Raw genomic sequence first — 14,602 nt, 5'->3', positions numbered from 1 at the left:
CTTATTTATCGGGCACAAAAAACCGGGGCGATTTGCCCCGGTTTTTTGTGCCTAGTCGTCGCGGTGAACTTTTTCCATCCGCTCATGGCGCTCCTGCGCCTCGATCGACATGGTCGCGATCGGCCGCGCCTCCAGCCGCTTCAGCCCGATCGGCTCGCCGGTTTCCTCACAGAACCCGTAAGAGCCATTCTCGATCCGCAGCAGCGCCTGGTCGATCTTGCCGATCAGCTTGCGGGCCCGGTCCCGGGTGCGCAGTTCCAGCGCCCGGTCGGTCTCAACGCTGGCACGGTCGGTGATGTCGGCTTCGAGAATCCCACCCTCGCCCAGCGAGGCCAGCGTCCCATTAGCTTCCTTTACCAGATCAGCCCGCCAGCGCAGCAATTTCTGGCGGAAATACTCGGTCTGCATCGGATTCATGAACTCTTCGTCGTCCGATGGCCGATAATCCGGCGGTAACGAAATCAACATTCCGTCAGATCCTTAAATCTTATAGGCGAGTCCTGTTACCCGCCCCCTTATGGTCGAGCGGGCTTATAGCGATGCACAGGGAACAAGCCAAGCGGCGCGCCGGCTCTTGCGGCCCGCGCCAGCGCGGGCCATGTCACAATTCGCAATGCAAACGGGGTGAAACGCCATAGATACGCCCCAATGCTGATTGTTAATGCCATCATGAACATCGATCCGCGCCCGATCTCCGAAGCCGATTTTGCCCTTGGCGCACCGCTGATTTCGGTCGTGGTGCCGGTGCATAACGAGGCCCCCAACCTGAAGCCGCTGATCGAGGCGATCAGCACGGCCCTGGCCGGGCTCGCCCACGAGATTCTGTATGTCGATGACGGCAGTTCAGATGCCACGCCGCGGATCCTGGCCGAAATCGCCCAGACCCTGCCCACCCTGGTACGGCTGCGCCACGCCAAGAGCTGCGGCCAGAGCGGCGCCGTCATCACCGGCGTCAAGCACGCCAAGGGCACCTATATCGCCACGCTGGATGGCGATGGCCAGAACGACCCGGCGGATATTCCCGCCATGCTGGAGGCCATCCGCACCGCCGAGGCCAAGGGGCCGTTGCCCGTGCTGATCGCCGGCCACCGCGTCAACCGGCAGGATACCAACGCCAAGCGCTATGGCTCACGTCTGGCCAACCGCGTGCGCGCCTGGGCGCTGAAGGATGCCACGCCCGATACCGGCTGCGGCGCCAAGCTGTTCCGCCGCCAGGCCTTCCTGGAGCTGCCGCATTTCGACCATATCCACCGCTTCCTGCCGGCTCTGTTCATCCGCGCCGGCGGCCAGGTGGTCTCGGTGCCGGTGCGCCACCATGCCCGCGCCCATGGCGCCTCGCATTACAATAACTGGCAACGTCTGAAGGTCGGCATCGTCGATCTCGCCGGGGTCGCCTGGCTGCAGCGCCGCTGGAAGGTACCCCAGGTCGAGATCGTCGAATGAATAAAGAGCAGCCCTCCCGCGCCATGGGGCTCGCCGCCGTCACCTCCAAGGCGCTGAAACCGGCCTTGATGGCGGGGGGGCTGATCGCCATTGCCGCCGCGCTGCCGCTGCTCGGCCATGGCGCCGCGCAGAGCACGCTTGCCAGCCTGCTGGCCCAGGGCGGGGCGCGCGGCCAGGGGCTGTTCCTGGTGCTCTCCACTTTGCTCATCGCCATCGGCCTGCCCCGGCAGATCCCCGCCTTCGCCGCCGGCTATGCCTTTGGCCCGCTCTATGGCACCGCCATCGCCCTGGTGGCGCAGGTGCTCGCCTGCAGCCTGGATTTCATCTGGGCCCGCGCCGTGGCGCAGGATTTCTGCCGGCGCAAATTCGGCAAGCGCCTGGCCTGGCTGGATCGCACCTTGGTCCGCCACCCTTTCACCGCCACACTGATGCTACGGCTGATGCCGGTGGGCAATAATCTGCTGCTCAACCTCGCCGCCGGCCTCACCTCCGTGCGGTTGCTGCCGTTCCTGGCCGCCTCCGCCATCGGCTTCATCCCGCAAACCGTGGTTTTCGCGCTGCTGGGGCGCGGCAGCGCGCCGGACCATGCTTATATCCTGATGCTGGGGGCCACCACCTTCCTCATCTCCGCCCTGCTGGGCGTGGTGTTGTGGCGCCGGAGCCGTCCCGCCATATAGGCGGCCATGCAAGGCGCCCCCTCCCCACATCCCGGCCTCTCCTTCGGCGCCTTCGTCGCCACCATCGCCATCATCCAGACCATTGTGGCCCTGGCCATCGACATGATGGTGCCCGCCTTGGGCGCCATCGCCACCAGCTTTCATTTGGGCGATGGCAATCAGCGGCAATGGGTCATCGCCATTTTCGTCATCGCCTTCGGCGCCAGCCAGCTCGGCTACGGGCTGGTGGCGGACCGCTTCGGGCGGCGAAAGCTGCTGCTGGGCTGCCTCGGGCTCTACACGCTCTGCGCCTTCGCCGCCGCTCTGGCTGGCAGCTTCAATGCCCTGCTCGCCGCTCGTGCCGCGATGGGCATCGCCGCCGCCGGCTCGCAGGTGATGGTCACCGCCTTGATCCGCGACTGCTATGCCGGCCGGCAGATGGCGAAGGTGAATTCGCTCTCCTTCATGGTGTTTCTCGGCGCCCCGATCATCGCCCCTTCTCTTGGCCAGGCCTTGCTGCTGGTCGCCCCCTGGCGGGCGATTTTCGTGGCGCTCGGCCTCTATGCCGGGCTCACCGCCCTCTGGGTCGCCTGGCGGCTGCCGGAGACGCAGGCCCTGGCGGATCGCCGCCCCGTCGCCTGGCGGCCCTTTCGTAGCGCTGCGATTGCGACGCTACGTAACCGCACCGCGCTCGGCTACACACTGGCGGCGATGCTGCTGCTCGGCGCCTGGCTCGGCTTCATCTATTCCGCCCAGCAGGTCTTCGCCGAGATTTTTCACCGCCCGGCTCTGTTTCCCCCCATCTTTGCCATCTGCTCGATCAGCATGGCGCTGGCGGCGCTGCTGAATGCCCGGCTGGTCGAGCGTTTCGGCATGCGCCGGCTTGCCCATGGGGCGATGCTCGGCTTCATCCTCACCGCCGCCGCCCAGGCCGGCGCCGCCTTCGCCGGCACCGACACGCTCTGGCATTTCGCCATCATCCAGACCGCGATGATGTTCTCCTTCGGCCTGCTGGCCGGGAATTTCTCCGCCATTTCGATGGAGCCGCTCGGCCATATCGCCGGCACCGCCGCCGCGGTGCAGGGCTTCATCAATATGCTGGGCTCGGCGCTGATCGGCATCGTCATCGGGCTGCAGTTCGACGGCACGCTGCGGCCGCTGGCGCTGGGCTTCTGCCTCTGCAGCCTGGCCGGATTCGCGGTGGTGGCCATCGCCGAACGCGGGCGGCTCTTCACCCCGCACAATGTTCAGCAAGAAATCTAGAGCATCAAGCTTTTAGCTTGATGCTCTAAGTTTTGTTTCGGCGAGCAATTTCATGTGTTTAGGTGGACGCTGTCGCGTCAACCTAAACACATATTGCTCTAGATCACCGCGCCGCCAACGAAGGCGCGCCAAGCAGATCCTTATAGATGTCCAGATACTGCGCCGCCATCTCCGCCCGGCCCGGCGGCGGGGTGATGGCGCGGTGCATCTTGTCCCATAATTTCGGCTCGGTCGCCGCCCTGCGCATGGTCTCGGCCAGGGCGCGGGCGTCGCCCAGCTCAAACAGCAGCCCGGTCTCGCCATCGGCGATGCGCTCCGCCGGGCCGCCTTTGTTGGAGGCGATCACCGGCCGGCCACAGGCCCAGGCCTCCGAGATCACCAGGCAGAAAATCTCCCACCAGGTCGAGGGCACCACCACCCAATCCACCCGCGCCATGCGCGCGGCAAGCTGGCTGTGATGATAGCCTCCATTGAAACGCACGTGCTGCGCCTCCAGGGGCTTGGCGGCCTCCTTGGCGAAGAACGCCTCCATCTCCTGGCGGCGCTGCGGGCTGGCGAAATGCATGTTCTCGCCGTTGATTTCCAGGGAAAAATCACTGAACCCCTCGGCGCGCAGAATGGTCACCGCCTCCAGCAGCACATGGATGCCCTTGACATCGATCAGCTGGCCGAAAAACCCGAACCGGTTGCGCCGGGCGGGGGCGGTTTCGCGCACCGGGGCCGGCAGCTCCAGCCCGTTCGGCACATGCCGGAATTTCGCTGCCTGCAGCCCCCAATCGGCGAATTTTTGGATCATGAAGCGGCTGGGTACGGTGAACAGGTCGACCACCGCCAAATGGGCCTTCATCCAGTGCTCGCGCAGAAAAAACTCTTCCGGGCTGCGCTGGGGCAGGCATTGATGGCAGCGCACCTGGCTGGCTTTGTCGCAGAGCGCGCCATCGGTCTTGCGCACCATATGGCCATCCAGCGCGCAGATGGTGAGGAACTCATGCGCGGTAAACACGATTTTCGCCGCCGGCAGCGCGCTGCGCGCCAGCGAGAGATAATCGATGCCGTAGGTCATGAAATGGTGGAAATGCACCACATCCGGCTGGAGGCGCCGCAGGAAGTCGAAAAAGGCTTCAGCCTGCAGCGGCAGCGGCAATTTCTGCCAGACATAGTCATAATCATGGCTGAGAAACAGGAACTCATCCGGCCGTCCGTCAAAGCCGGTGATCCGCGCCCCGCTCTTGAACATCGCCGGGCTGTTATGGTCGGCCGAGCAGAGCAGCGTCGGCGCGACGCCGGGTGTATCCCGCAGCGCCTGGAACAGCTCATGGGCCACCTGCTGGGAGCCGCCGCGCACCAGCTCAGGATGATACATGGCGATGATCAGCACCTTCATGCCGGATCTCCCTGCAAAGCCTCATGCGAAGGGCTTGGCCCCATCAGCGCGCGCGCCGCCAGCGCCCCCCAGCGAAGATTGAACAGCCAGCGATTCACCGCCGCCCCGCCCTCATGCTGGCTCTGCCGCGCCCCGCCTTTGCCTTCCAGATGATAGAACCGCAGATCGCTCTGGAAGGCCGGCTGCCCGGCTTCCAGGCTGCGCAGGCACAAATCCGCATCCTCGTAATGGCCGAAGATGTAATCCTCGGAGAAGCCGTCCAGCGTCTCGAACCAGTCCCGCGCGATCGACATGAAGGCCCCGGTGATCGCCGGCACGAAGCGCGGGCGCAGCAGCGCCGCATCCTCGGCCGGCGCGCCCTTGCCGTAATGCTCCACCCGCAACAGGGTCAGATCCTCCCGCCGCGCCATGGCAAAGCCGGGGCAGCGATCCGCCTCGAAATACATGCCGGCATGCATCAGCGCGCCGTCATCGTAATAAAGTGCCGCGCCAAGCAGCCGGGTCTGCGCCGGCGGCGCGCTAGCGACGAGTTCAAGATGCCGCGCCATCTCGCCAGCGGCTTTCGGGAACACGTCCGGGTTCAGCAGCAGCAGCCGGTCGGTGCGGGCATGGCTGGCGGCGAGGTTGTTGGCGGCGGCGAAGCCGGCATTCTCCGGCAGCAGAATCAGCGTGATATCCAGCCCATGGGTGAGATGGGCGATGCGCGCATCCTTCTGCAGCCGCTCCGCCAGCTCCGGACTGTTGCAGACATAGATATATTCATAATCCCCGGCCCCCGCCTGCCGGGCCAGCAGCGCCTGCTGCAGGATCAGATAATCCGGCTTGCCGAACAGGCAGACGATGACGGAGCCGGAAAGCGCCCGTCCGGGCTGGTGAAACCGCTCGATATAAGGCGCGCTCACCGCGCGGCGGGTCAGCATCCGGCTGAAATCCACCAGCTGCTCGCCGATCCCCGCCTCGATCGCGGCGACGGCGTTGAAATAGCTCGGCCCCGGATAATGCCCGCTGGCCAATTGCTGCAGCACGATGCCGCGCAGCGCCAGATCCTCCATCGGCTCGATGCTGACGATCACCGCCAGCTCGGCGCCGGATTTCAGCCGCATCACCAGATTGCATTTGCCCGGCATCAGCCGCTGCCCGGCATAGAGAAAGCCCCAGAAGCCGATGGCGTGCGGCTGCTGCAGCCCCAACGCCTTTTCCGCATCCGGCCGGCGGGTGCGGGCCAGCCCGGCGGCGGAAAACGCCATCGACCAGCCGGCGACGTAAAGCTCGATCGCATCCAGCCGGTCCAGCGCGTCATTGACCCAGCCAATGACATAGAGCCCGCCGGAGGCAGAGAGCTGCACCGCGTCGATCGCCCCGGCGGGCACGCGCGGCGCGGCATCCGCCTGGCCGGGACGGGCGGTGATGATGACGCGGTCCCGCGGCAGCCCGCCAGGGGTGAAGGCAAGCCGGCCCTCGGCGCGGCCATAATGCTCATAATGCTCGCGCCCGGAGCGGAACTTGCCTTCCGCCACCGCCACCAGCACGTCCGGGTTCAGGCGCAGATAGGTCTGCTCATCGAAATCCGGCGGCACCGGCGCCAAGGCCTGGCCCTTCGCCGGCTTTTTGCCCCCCTCACTCATGCCACTCTCCGCCCAGACGCATCACAGCCTCATTTTTGCTTCGGCGGCTTCACCTCGTTGAGGAACGCCCCCACCTGCCCCGCCTGCTGAAAGGTCAGCGCGCAGGGCATGATGCTCCCGCGCTGCACCGGATAGCGCAGCCCGCTGAGGGCGAAATAATCCCTGCCCGGCGCCAGCGTGACGCTCTGCCGGGCGGGGATGCGCAGCTCAGTCAGAGGCTTGCCGTCCTTGTCCAGCAGCGCGGTCTTGTCGGCATTGCTGCAATCCCAGCCGGTCAGCACATCGTCGGTCGAGCCGTCATTATGGATCTGCAGAAAGCCTTGCGTGCTGGTCTGCTTATCCTTGGTCATATAGACCGAGCCGTGATCCACCCGGATATTGATCGCCGGGGTGGTGGTGGCGGCCAGGGCGCCCTGCCCCGCAAGCAGGGGGGCAGCGAGCAAGGGAACGGCCAGAACCGGCAAGGCCAGCAGAGTTTTACGCAGCATCATGCGAGGCTCTCATATTTCTCGAGTTTCCAGGAGTCCGGTTCTTTTGCCGCGATCTCATACCATTCCGCAACCAAAGGATGTGCGCGCACCGCGACGCAATAGGCCTTGGAAGTGTGCGAGAGCGTCGGCTGGAAGGTGAGGAAGCGCGCCACCACCGGGGCGTACATCGCGTCGGCGGCGGTGAAGTCCGCCCCGAACAGGAACGGCCCGCCGGCGCCGAATTTCGCCCGGGTTTCAGCCCAAATCGCCTCGATGCGGGCGATATCGGCCAGGCTCTCTTCATTTCGGCCGAGCCCGGCATAATCCGGGCGGCCCAGCACCATCGGCATGGCAATGCGCAAGGCGCGGAAGCCCGCATGCATCTCAGCGGCGATGGCGCGGGCCTGCGCCCTGGCCAGGCGCTCCGCCGGCCACAGGCTGGGGGTGATCTCGGCGCAATATTCGGCGATGGCGAGGCTCTCCCACACCGTGGCGCCCTCATGCTCCAGGCAGGGCACCATGCCGCTGGGCGAGATTTTCTTCACCTCCGGGGAGTTGCCGCCGGCCAGCGGCACGAAAATCTCCTGCGCCCGCAGCCCGGCCAGCCGCACCAGCAGAAAGCCGCGCAACGACCAGGAGGAATAGCGCGCCGTGCCCAGATAAAGCTTCGCCGTCATTCAGCACCTCCTTTGAACTTGCTCCCAGCAAAGGCCATATCCCCCGGCGCGTGGCAAGGCTGGCCCCGGCGCGGCCCGGCATGATACGGGCCGGCATGGCAGACGCACCGAAAATCTGGGCCGGGCTGGCGCTGACGCGGCCGCTGGTGATGGGAATCCTCAATGTCACACCGGATTCCTTCTCCGATGGCGGCGCCCATGCCAGCCTCGATGCCGCCATCGCCGCCGGGGCAAGGATGCTGGCGCAGGGGGCTGATATTCTCGATATTGGCGGCGAGAGCACCCGGCCCGGCGCGGCCTTGGTGACGCCGGAGGAGGAAATCAGCCGAATCCTGCCGGTGGTGCGGGCGCTGGCGGCGCAAGGCGCGGTGATTTCGCTGGATACACGCAACGCCGCGACCATGGCGGCCGGGCTGGAGGCCGGGGCGCGGATCGTCAATGACGTCTCCGCCCTGCGCCACGATCCCGATGCGGCAAGGCTGGTGGCGCAAACCGGCTGCCCGGTGGTGCTGATGCATATGCGCGGCACCCCGGCGACGATGAACAGCCTGGCGGTCTATGACGATGTGGTGGGCGCGGTGGAAGCCGAGCTGCTGGCGGCGCGCGACGCCGCTCTGACGGCGGGGATCAAGCTGGAGGCGATCTGCCTGGACCCTGGTTTGGGCTTCGCCAAGATCGGGGCGCAGAACATCGTGGTGCTGAAGGCCACCGCGCGGCTGGCCGCCCTTGGCCACCCACTGCTCATCGCCCTCTCGCGCAAGCGGTTTCTGGGGGAAATCTCAGGGGAAACCGAGGCCGGGTTGCGCGACCCGGAGAGCCTCGCCGCCGCGGCCTATGCCGTGAGCCAAGGGGCGCATATATTGCGCGTGCATGACGTGGCCGGGACCGTGAAAGCCTTACGGGTCTGGCGGAGTTTAGAGAGAGACGATGGATAAACAGCCCCAACGCCGCCTGTTCGGAACCGACGGGATTCGCGGCACCGCCAATAAAGCGCCAATGACGGCGGAAATGGCGCTCCGGCTCGGCCAGGCGGCCGGGCTGCTCTTCACCAGGGGCAATCACCGGCACCGTGTCATCATCGGCAAGGATACCCGCCTCTCCGGCTATATGCTGGAGCCGGCGCTGACCGCCGGCTTCATCTCGGCGGGCATGAACGTGACCCTGGCCGGGCCGCTGCCGACACCTGCGATCGCCATGCTCACCCGCTCGCTGCGGCTGGATCTCGGCGTGGTCATCTCCGCCTCGCATAACCCGTTCGAGGATAACGGCATCAAGCTCTTCGGCCCGGACGGGGCCAAGCTCTCGGACGAGACGGAAGCCGAGATCGAGGCGCTGATGGCCGAAGACCTTTCGGAGCGCATGGCGCCGCCCGAGAAGCTGGGCCGCGCGGCGCGGCTGGTGGATGCGGCCGGGCGCTATATCGAGGCGGCGAAATTCTCGCTCCCGCGCGGCCTGCGGCTGGACGGCCTGCGCATCGTGCTCGATTGCGCGCATGGCGCCGCCTACAAGGTCGCGCCGGCGGCGTTGTTTGAACTCGGTGCCGAGGTGATCCCGCTCGGCGTCTCGCCCGACGGCTTCAACATCAACCGCGAGGCTGGCAGCACCGCGCCGAGGGCGCTGTGCGAGGCGGTGCTGGAACATCATGCCGATATCGGCATCGCGCTGGATGGCGATGCGGACCGCGTCATCCTGGCCGATGAGCGGGGCGAGATCATCGATGGCGACCAGATCCTGGGCCTCATCGCGCGCGACATGGCGCAGGCGGGCAATCTGCGCGGCGGCGGCATCGTCGCCACTGTGATGTCCAATCTCGGGCTGGAGCGGTTTCTGGCGGATCTGGGCGTCAGCCTCACCCGCACCAAGGTCGGCGACCGGTATGTGGCCGAAGCGATGCGCACGGAGCAGAAAAATCTGGGCGGCGAGCAATCCGGCCATGTCATCCTCTCGGATTTCGCCACCACCGGCGATGGGCTGGTGGCGGCCTTGCAGGTGCTCTCGGTGCTGGTGCGCTCGGGCCAGCGCGCCTCCGAGGCCTGCCGGGTGTTCGCGCCGCTGCCGCAGCTTCTGCGCAATGTCCGCTATCGCGGCGCCTCGCCGCTGGCCTTGCCGCACATCAAGGCCGCCATCGAGGCTGCGGCGAAGCGCCTGCAGGGCACCGGCCGGGTGCTGATCCGCCCGTCGGGCACCGAGCCCTTGATCCGGGTGATGGCGGAAGGCGAAGACCAGGGGCTGATCGAGGAGATCGTCGAGGGGCTGTGCGGCGAGATCGCCGCCGCCACCGCGCAGGCGGCGGAATGATCGCGCGTGTCCTTACAGTTGCCGGCTCGGATTCCGGCGGCGGCGCCGGGATCGAGGCGGATCTGAAAACCATCACCGCGCTCGGCGGCTATGGCTGCACCGCCATCACCGGCCTCACCGCGCAGAACACGCTGGGGGTGAAGGATGTGCATCCGGTGCCGCCGGACTTCGTGGCGCTGGCGATGCGCTGCGTGATCGAGGATATCGGCGTCGATGCGATCAAGCTCGGCATGCTGACCAATGCGGCCATCATCCGCGCCGTCGCCGCGACGCTGCCCGACAGCGTACCGATGGTGCTGGACCCGGTGATGGTCGCCACCTCAGGCGCCGTGCTGTTACCCGATGAGGCGATTGCGGCGCTGATCGAAACGCTGATCCCACGTGCGGCGCTGATCACCCCGAATCTGCCGGAAGCGGCGAAGATCACCGGGCTGCCGGTGGGCACGCAAGCCGAGCGCCTGGCCGCCGGGCAGCGTTTGCTGGAGATGGGGGCAAAGGCAGCGCTGATCAAAGGCGGGCATGGCACGGGGGCGGCGCTGACCGATCTGCTGGTGACCAGGGACAGCGTCGTCGAGATCACCCTGCCACGCATCGAGAGCCGCAGCACCCACGGCACCGGCTGCACCATGTCCTCGGCCATCGCCACCTCTCTGGCGCAAGGGCTGGCGCTGGAGGCGTCCGTACGGCGGGCGCGGGACTATCTGCAGGCGGCCATCGCCACCGCGCCGGGGCTGGGGGCCGGGCATGGGCCGGTCAATCATCTCGTTTCGATCGAGGCCGTTCGGCTTTAATCCAATCTTAAAAGCGGCCTGCTGTATTGCCCGTACCTTCCACAAGCACGAGCAAGCCGCATGTCCATGATCAAGGCGTTGAACGACCGGCTGAGTTTCATCAAACTATCCGAGCCTCTGCGCGCCCGGCTGCGCGGCGCGAAACCCATCGTCATGGCCGCCCTGCCGGAGGCGCTGGACGCCTCCTACACGCAAATCCGCAAAACCCCCGAGGCCGCGAAATTCTTCGCCTCCGAGGAGATGATGCGCCACGCCAAGGAGAAGCAGCGCGCCCATTGGGACGGCATTACCGATGGCCGGCTGGACGAAGCCTATGGCCGCGCCGTCACCTTCATCGGCGAGGTGCATGCCAGGATCGGGCTGGAGCCGCGCTGGTATATCGGCGGCTATAACATCGTGCTGGAGCATCTGCTCACCGCGCTGCTGGAAGCGCGCTGGCCCAAGGCGCGCTTCGGCGCGGCGCAAAACCAGATGCGCCAGCAGGCGATCGAGGAAGCCGTCGCCGTCACCAAGACGACGCTGCTCGATATGGAAATGGCGATCACCGTGTATCTGGAGGTTTCCGACCGCGCCCGCCTGGCCGCCGAAACCAAGGCGCGGGAAAATGCCGCCGCGGTGGTGCGGACGATGAGCCAGGCGATGGAGGCGATGGCGGCGGGCGATCTCACCCACCGCATCGGCAACACCATGCCAGGGGAGTATGACCGGCTACGCGATGATTTCAACGCCGCGCTGGACAAGCTCGCCTCCACCCTCTCCAGCATCCCGAACTCCTCGCGCACCATCAACGGCAATATCGAGGAACTGTCCCAGGCGGCGGACAACATGGCCCAGCGCACCGAGCAGCAATCCGCCAGCCTGCTGGAATCCACCACCGCGCTGAACGTGCTGACCGAAGGCCTGCGCAAGATGGCCGGCGGCGCCGCGGAAGCCAACAAGATGGTCAGCCACGTGAATGCCGGGGCGGCGAATTCGCGCAATGTCGTCGCCGAGGCGGCCAAGGCGATGGGGCAGATCGAAAACTCCTCGCGCGAGATCGGCCAGATCATCGGGCTGATCGACGATATCGCCTTCCAGACAAATTTGCTGGCGCTGAATGCCGGGGTGGAGGCGGCGCGCGCCGGCGATGCCGGGCGGGGTTTCGCCGTCGTCGCCTCCGAGGTCCGCGCCCTGGCGCAGCGCTCGGCCGAAGCCGCGAAAGCGATCAAGGAGCTGATCTCCACCAGCTCCTCGCAGGTCAATCAAGGTGTCGATCTCGTGCGCAAGACCAGCGATACGCTGGATGGCATCATGAGCGGGGTCGGGCAGATCGACGGGGTGATCTCCGACATCGCCAATACCGCCGCCAACCAGTCCGGTGGCCTGAGCGAGGTGAACGAAGCGCTGGGGCAGATGAGCAATGCCGTGCAGCAAAGCACCGCGATGGTGGAGGAAACCACCGCCGCCGTGCATTCGCTGCGGGTGGAGATCGACGGGCTGAACGCGTCGCTGGCGGCGTTCCGCCTGGGCAGCAACGCCTCCGCCCCGCCCAGCCTCAACCGCCTGCCAACCCCGGCCCGCCGGCGGGTGAACGCCCAGGCGGCAAGCCGGGTTTGAAATCCGTCGAAGTCGGGCTAAAGAGAACCGCCTTGGCCAGGTCCGGCAGCGCCGGAAACCAGCCGAGGCGGTTTTTTCTTATGTCTCCGTAGCTCAGCAGGATAGAGCACAGGATTCCTAATCCTGGGGCCGTGGGTTCGAATCCCGCCGGGGACATTCCCCCCTGCCCGACAGCGCTTCGGCCCCGCCCACCTCTTGCCCCGCATAGACCTGGCCGCTGCGTCCATCGGCACTGCGTCCATGGGTGATGAAACGCTACCCTCGCCAAAATTCCGCGCAGGGGGTTGTGGCCGGCCTTGATCGTTCCAAATCTCCGAACCATCGGCCGCAGGGACCAGAGAACGGCCCTGCATGATGAAGGATATTCGATGACGAGCTTGAACGAACGGCTTTCCTGGCGCTATGCGACAAAGGCCTTTGACCCGTCCCGGCAGGTGCCGGCGGAAAAACTGAACGCCATCCTGGAAGCGGTGCGCCTGGCGCCGACCTCCAGCGGGCTGCAGCCCTTCGAGCTGCTGGTGGTCACCAACCCCGAGATCCGCGCCAAAATCCGCGCCGTCGCCTGGGACCAGGCGCAGGTGACGGATTGCTCGCATCTGCTGGTCTTCGCCGCCTGGGACGATATCACCCCCGAGCGCGTGAACATGATGTTTGACCTCACCAACGAGGTGCGCGGCTTCAAGAACGAAGGCTGGGAAGCCTACCGGCAGAAACTGCTCGGCATCGTCGCCGAACGCGGCACCGAGGCGAATTACCAGGCCGCCGCGCGCCAGGCCTATATCGGGCTCGGCGCGGCGCTGATTGCCGCCGCCTTCGAGAGGGTGGACGCCACCCCGATGGAAGGCTTCGACCCCGAAGCGGTGGATGAGATTCTCGGGCTGAAGGCGCGGCATCTGCGCAGCGTGCTGCTGCTGCCGCTGGGCTACCGCGCGGCTGAGCGCGACTGGCTGGTGAATTTGCAAAAAGTCCGTCGTCCGGCGGAACAATTCATCAGCTACGTGAAATAACACGCCCCTGGCAGCGGCGCGCCCGCGCCGCTGCCGCAGGCCGGGTTTTTCTGTTTGCGCGGACCGGCCCATGCACCTATGGCTTGCGCATGACCGCAGCCTCCGCTCCCCCCTTGCTCAGCACCTTGATCATCCTGCGGGCGAAGCCCGGGCGGGAGAATGCGATCCGCGAGGCGCTGCTGGATCTGGCGGAGCTGACCGGGCTGCAGGAGCCGGGCACGCTGCAGCTGAGCCTGGTTCAGGACCCGCACGATGCCGGGCTGTTCGCCCTCACCGCCCGCTGCCGCGACGAAGCCGCACTCTCCGCCTATCATAATTCCGACCCGATGAACCGCTTCCTGTTTTTCGCCCGCGATCTGCTGGATGGGCCGATGATTCGCGTCGCCGGGCCCGAGCTGTTCGCCTTGGGCTGAGCCGGGAGCCCCCATGCCGCCCGCGCCCGATGCCGCCCGCCCGCTGAATGACCGCGCTTTGCGCTATTTTCTGGCGGTGGTGCGGCTGGGCTCGATCCGCGCGGCGGCCGAGGCGCTGCATGTCGCGCCCTCGGCGATCAGCCGCCAGATCGCCGAGCTGGAGGCCAGTTGCGGCGCGCTGCTGCTGGAGCGCCTGCCCCGCGGCGTGGTGGCGACCGAGGCCGGGCGGCTGGTCGCCGAACACGCCCAGCGCCAGCAGGATGAAGCCACCGCCCTCACCGACCGTCTGCGCCAGCTGCGCGGGCTGCAGCAAGGCATTGTGCAGATTTGCTGCGGCGCCGGATTTCTGCCCGATCTGATGGAAAACGCCCTGGCCGGGTTCGCCCGCGAATTTCCCGGCATCAGCTACCGCATCGTGCTCGGCACCACGGATGCGATCACCGCCGCCGTCGCGGCTGGCGAGACCGATATCGGCCTCGCCTACAACCCCACCGCCCATGCGGATGTGCGCACGGTGGTGAAGGCGCACCAGCCCATCCGCGCCATTCTGCCGCCGGGGCATGAGATGGCAGGGCACCGCAAGCCCGTCAGTCTGCGCAGCTTCGCCTATGAGGCGACGGCGCTGCTGCCGCCCGATCATGGCATCCGCCAGCTGATCGGCCGGGCCGAGGCGAATGGCGGCTTCCGCCTGATCGCCAGGCTGGAGAGCGCCTCCTTCGAAGCGCACCGGCAATTCGTGACCGCCGGCATGGGGGTGGCGTTTCTGCCGGAATTCGTGGTGTTTCCGGAGTTGCGGGACAAGAGGGTGACAGCGCTGCCGCTCTCCGATCCGCTGCTCGCCGAGGCCATGGCGCATTTGCAGGTGCGCGTCGCGCGGCGGCTGCCGGCGGCGACGGAAACGCTGCTGCATTGGCTAGGGGAGCGGCTGCTCGCGCTGCATCCGGCATCATCGTTGCCGTAAAAGCAACAGATCCTTCGA

General features: G+C 66.5%; 15 protein-coding genes and 1 tRNA gene. 11 read left to right on the top strand and 5 right to left on the bottom strand.

Annotated elements, in window-relative coordinates; translation table 11 throughout:
• Positions 1–51 precede the first annotated feature (51 nt).
• Positions 52–465, bottom strand: a complete 414-nt coding sequence (dksA, locus tag MXAZACID_RS12040) for an RNA polymerase-binding protein DksA (RefSeq protein WP_026440636.1) — start codon at positions 463–465, stop codon at positions 52–54.
• Positions 466–648: 183 nt separating this feature from the next.
• On the opposite strand from dksA, the gene MXAZACID_RS12035 reads away from it, so the two are divergent.
• The 3 genes from MXAZACID_RS12035 to MXAZACID_RS12025 are packed head-to-tail and all read left to right on the top strand — an operon-like array spanning position 649 to position 3,362.
• On the top strand, positions 649–1,443 hold the full coding sequence (locus MXAZACID_RS12035) for a glycosyltransferase family 2 protein (RefSeq protein ID WP_008494648.1): 795 nt from the start codon (positions 649–651) through the stop codon (positions 1,441–1,443).
• Positions 1,440–2,120, top strand: a complete 681-nt coding sequence (locus tag MXAZACID_RS12030; RefSeq protein ID WP_008494647.1) for a TVP38/TMEM64 family protein — start codon at positions 1,440–1,442, stop codon at positions 2,118–2,120. The genes MXAZACID_RS12035 and MXAZACID_RS12030 overlap by 4 nt, the downstream gene beginning before the upstream one ends.
• Before the next feature lie 6 nt (positions 2,121–2,126).
• Positions 2,127–3,362, top strand: coding sequence for an MFS transporter (locus MXAZACID_RS12025; RefSeq protein WP_008494645.1), 1,236 nt, complete (start codon positions 2,127–2,129; stop codon positions 3,360–3,362).
• Between the two features lie 103 nt (positions 3,363–3,465).
• On the opposite strand, the gene MXAZACID_RS12020 is transcribed toward MXAZACID_RS12025, so the two are convergent.
• Genes MXAZACID_RS12020 through MXAZACID_RS12005 form a run of 4 tightly spaced genes read right to left on the bottom strand, consistent with a single transcriptional unit; the run spans position 3,466 to position 7,518 of the window.
• Positions 3,466–4,746 carry a glycosyltransferase family 4 protein gene (locus tag MXAZACID_RS12020; protein WP_008494643.1) on the bottom strand — a complete coding sequence of 427 codons (1,281 nt, stop codon included), beginning with the start codon at positions 4,744–4,746 and terminating at the stop codon, positions 3,466–3,468.
• Positions 4,743–6,371 carry a glycosyltransferase gene (locus tag MXAZACID_RS12015; RefSeq protein WP_008494642.1) on the bottom strand — a complete coding sequence of 543 codons (1,629 nt, stop codon included), beginning with the start codon at positions 6,369–6,371 and terminating at the stop codon, positions 4,743–4,745. Before MXAZACID_RS12015 ends, MXAZACID_RS12020 begins: the two co-directional genes overlap by 4 nt.
• 29 nt (positions 6,372–6,400) lie before the next feature.
• Positions 6,401–6,862 (bottom strand): copper chaperone PCu(A)C, encoded by a 462-nt coding sequence (locus MXAZACID_RS17880; RefSeq protein WP_008494641.1) that lies wholly within the window; start codon positions 6,860–6,862, stop codon positions 6,401–6,403.
• Complete coding sequence (locus MXAZACID_RS12005) at positions 6,859–7,518, bottom strand: glutathione S-transferase (RefSeq protein WP_008494640.1); 660 nt, start codon at positions 7,516–7,518, stop codon at positions 6,859–6,861. The genes MXAZACID_RS17880 and MXAZACID_RS12005 overlap by 4 nt, the downstream gene beginning before the upstream one ends.
• 95 nt (positions 7,519–7,613) lie before the next feature.
• Here MXAZACID_RS12005 and folP point away from each other — a divergent pair, with 95 nt between their 5' ends.
• From folP to MXAZACID_RS11965, 8 genes are all read left to right on the top strand, one after another.
• The gene (gene folP, locus MXAZACID_RS12000) at positions 7,614–8,453 is read left to right on the top strand and encodes a dihydropteroate synthase (RefSeq protein WP_039885216.1); all 840 of its coding nucleotides are present in this window, start codon (positions 7,614–7,616) and stop codon (positions 8,451–8,453) included.
• A complete protein-coding gene (glmM, locus tag MXAZACID_RS11995) occupies positions 8,446–9,816 on the top strand; it encodes a phosphoglucosamine mutase (protein ID WP_008494638.1) in 1,371 nt (456 codons plus the stop codon). The genes folP and glmM overlap by 8 nt, the downstream gene beginning before the upstream one ends.
• Positions 9,813–10,607, top strand: a complete 795-nt coding sequence (gene thiD, locus MXAZACID_RS11990; RefSeq protein ID WP_008494637.1) for a bifunctional hydroxymethylpyrimidine kinase/phosphomethylpyrimidine kinase — start codon at positions 9,813–9,815, stop codon at positions 10,605–10,607. The genes glmM and thiD overlap by 4 nt, the downstream gene beginning before the upstream one ends.
• Positions 10,608–10,667: 60 nt before the next feature.
• Entirely contained in the window at positions 10,668–12,203 is a 1,536-nt protein-coding gene (locus tag MXAZACID_RS11985) for a methyl-accepting chemotaxis protein (RefSeq protein WP_008494636.1), read from the top strand.
• Positions 12,204–12,285: 82 nt separating this feature from the next.
• A tRNA-Arg gene (locus tag MXAZACID_RS11980) sits at positions 12,286–12,359 on the top strand.
• Between the two features lie 212 nt (positions 12,360–12,571).
• Positions 12,572–13,210: a nitroreductase family protein gene (locus MXAZACID_RS11975; protein ID WP_008494635.1), complete on the top strand. Its 639-nt coding sequence runs from the start codon at positions 12,572–12,574 to the stop codon at positions 13,208–13,210.
• A gap of 89 nt (positions 13,211–13,299) precedes the next feature.
• The gene (locus MXAZACID_RS11970; protein WP_035180396.1) at positions 13,300–13,623 is read left to right on the top strand and encodes a putative quinol monooxygenase; all 324 of its coding nucleotides are present in this window, start codon (positions 13,300–13,302) and stop codon (positions 13,621–13,623) included.
• A 13-nt stretch (positions 13,624–13,636) separates the two neighbouring features.
• A complete protein-coding gene (locus MXAZACID_RS11965) occupies positions 13,637–14,584 on the top strand; it encodes a LysR family transcriptional regulator (protein WP_008494633.1) in 948 nt (315 codons plus the stop codon).
• The last annotated feature ends 18 nt before the right edge of the window (positions 14,585–14,602 follow it).

Origin of the sequence: Acidocella sp. MX-AZ02 (assembly GCF_000306035.1) — a bacterium.
In the GTDB taxonomy this organism is placed as follows: Bacteria; Pseudomonadota; Alphaproteobacteria; order Acetobacterales; family Acetobacteraceae; genus Acidocella; species Acidocella facilis.
Note: the sequence above shows the minus strand (reverse complement) of the source record. Positions and strands in the feature narration are given on the sequence as shown.

Bases quoted from the DNA above. Each gene is read 5' to 3' on its own strand.
- MXAZACID_RS12035 (WP_008494648.1), top strand. From the start codon at position 649: ATGCTGATTGTTAATGCCATCATGAACATCGATCCGCGCCCGATCTCC.
- MXAZACID_RS12030 (WP_008494647.1), top strand. From the start codon at position 1,440: ATGAATAAAGAGCAGCCCTCCCGCGCCATGGGGCTCGCCGCCGTCACC.
- MXAZACID_RS12025 (WP_008494645.1), top strand. From the start codon at position 2,127: ATGCAAGGCGCCCCCTCCCCACATCCCGGCCTCTCCTTCGGCGCCTTC.
- MXAZACID_RS12020 (WP_008494643.1), bottom strand. From the start codon at position 4,746: ATGAAGGTGCTGATCATCGCCATGTATCATCCTGAGCTGGTGCGCGGC.
- MXAZACID_RS12015 (WP_008494642.1), bottom strand. From the start codon at position 6,371: ATGAGTGAGGGGGGCAAAAAGCCGGCGAAGGGCCAGGCCTTGGCGCCG.
- MXAZACID_RS17880 (WP_008494641.1), bottom strand. From the start codon at position 6,862: ATGATGCTGCGTAAAACTCTGCTGGCCTTGCCGGTTCTGGCCGTTCCC.
- MXAZACID_RS12005 (WP_008494640.1), bottom strand. From the start codon at position 7,518: ATGACGGCGAAGCTTTATCTGGGCACGGCGCGCTATTCCTCCTGGTCG.
- folP (WP_039885216.1), top strand. From the start codon at position 7,614: ATGGCAGACGCACCGAAAATCTGGGCCGGGCTGGCGCTGACGCGGCCG.
- glmM (WP_008494638.1), top strand. From the start codon at position 8,446: ATGGATAAACAGCCCCAACGCCGCCTGTTCGGAACCGACGGGATTCGC.
- thiD (WP_008494637.1), top strand. From the start codon at position 9,813: ATGATCGCGCGTGTCCTTACAGTTGCCGGCTCGGATTCCGGCGGCGGC.
- MXAZACID_RS11985 (WP_008494636.1), top strand. From the start codon at position 10,668: ATGTCCATGATCAAGGCGTTGAACGACCGGCTGAGTTTCATCAAACTA.
- MXAZACID_RS11975 (WP_008494635.1), top strand. From the start codon at position 12,572: ATGACGAGCTTGAACGAACGGCTTTCCTGGCGCTATGCGACAAAGGCC.
- MXAZACID_RS11970 (WP_035180396.1), top strand. From the start codon at position 13,300: ATGACCGCAGCCTCCGCTCCCCCCTTGCTCAGCACCTTGATCATCCTG.
- MXAZACID_RS11965 (WP_008494633.1), top strand. From the start codon at position 13,637: ATGCCGCCCGCGCCCGATGCCGCCCGCCCGCTGAATGACCGCGCTTTG.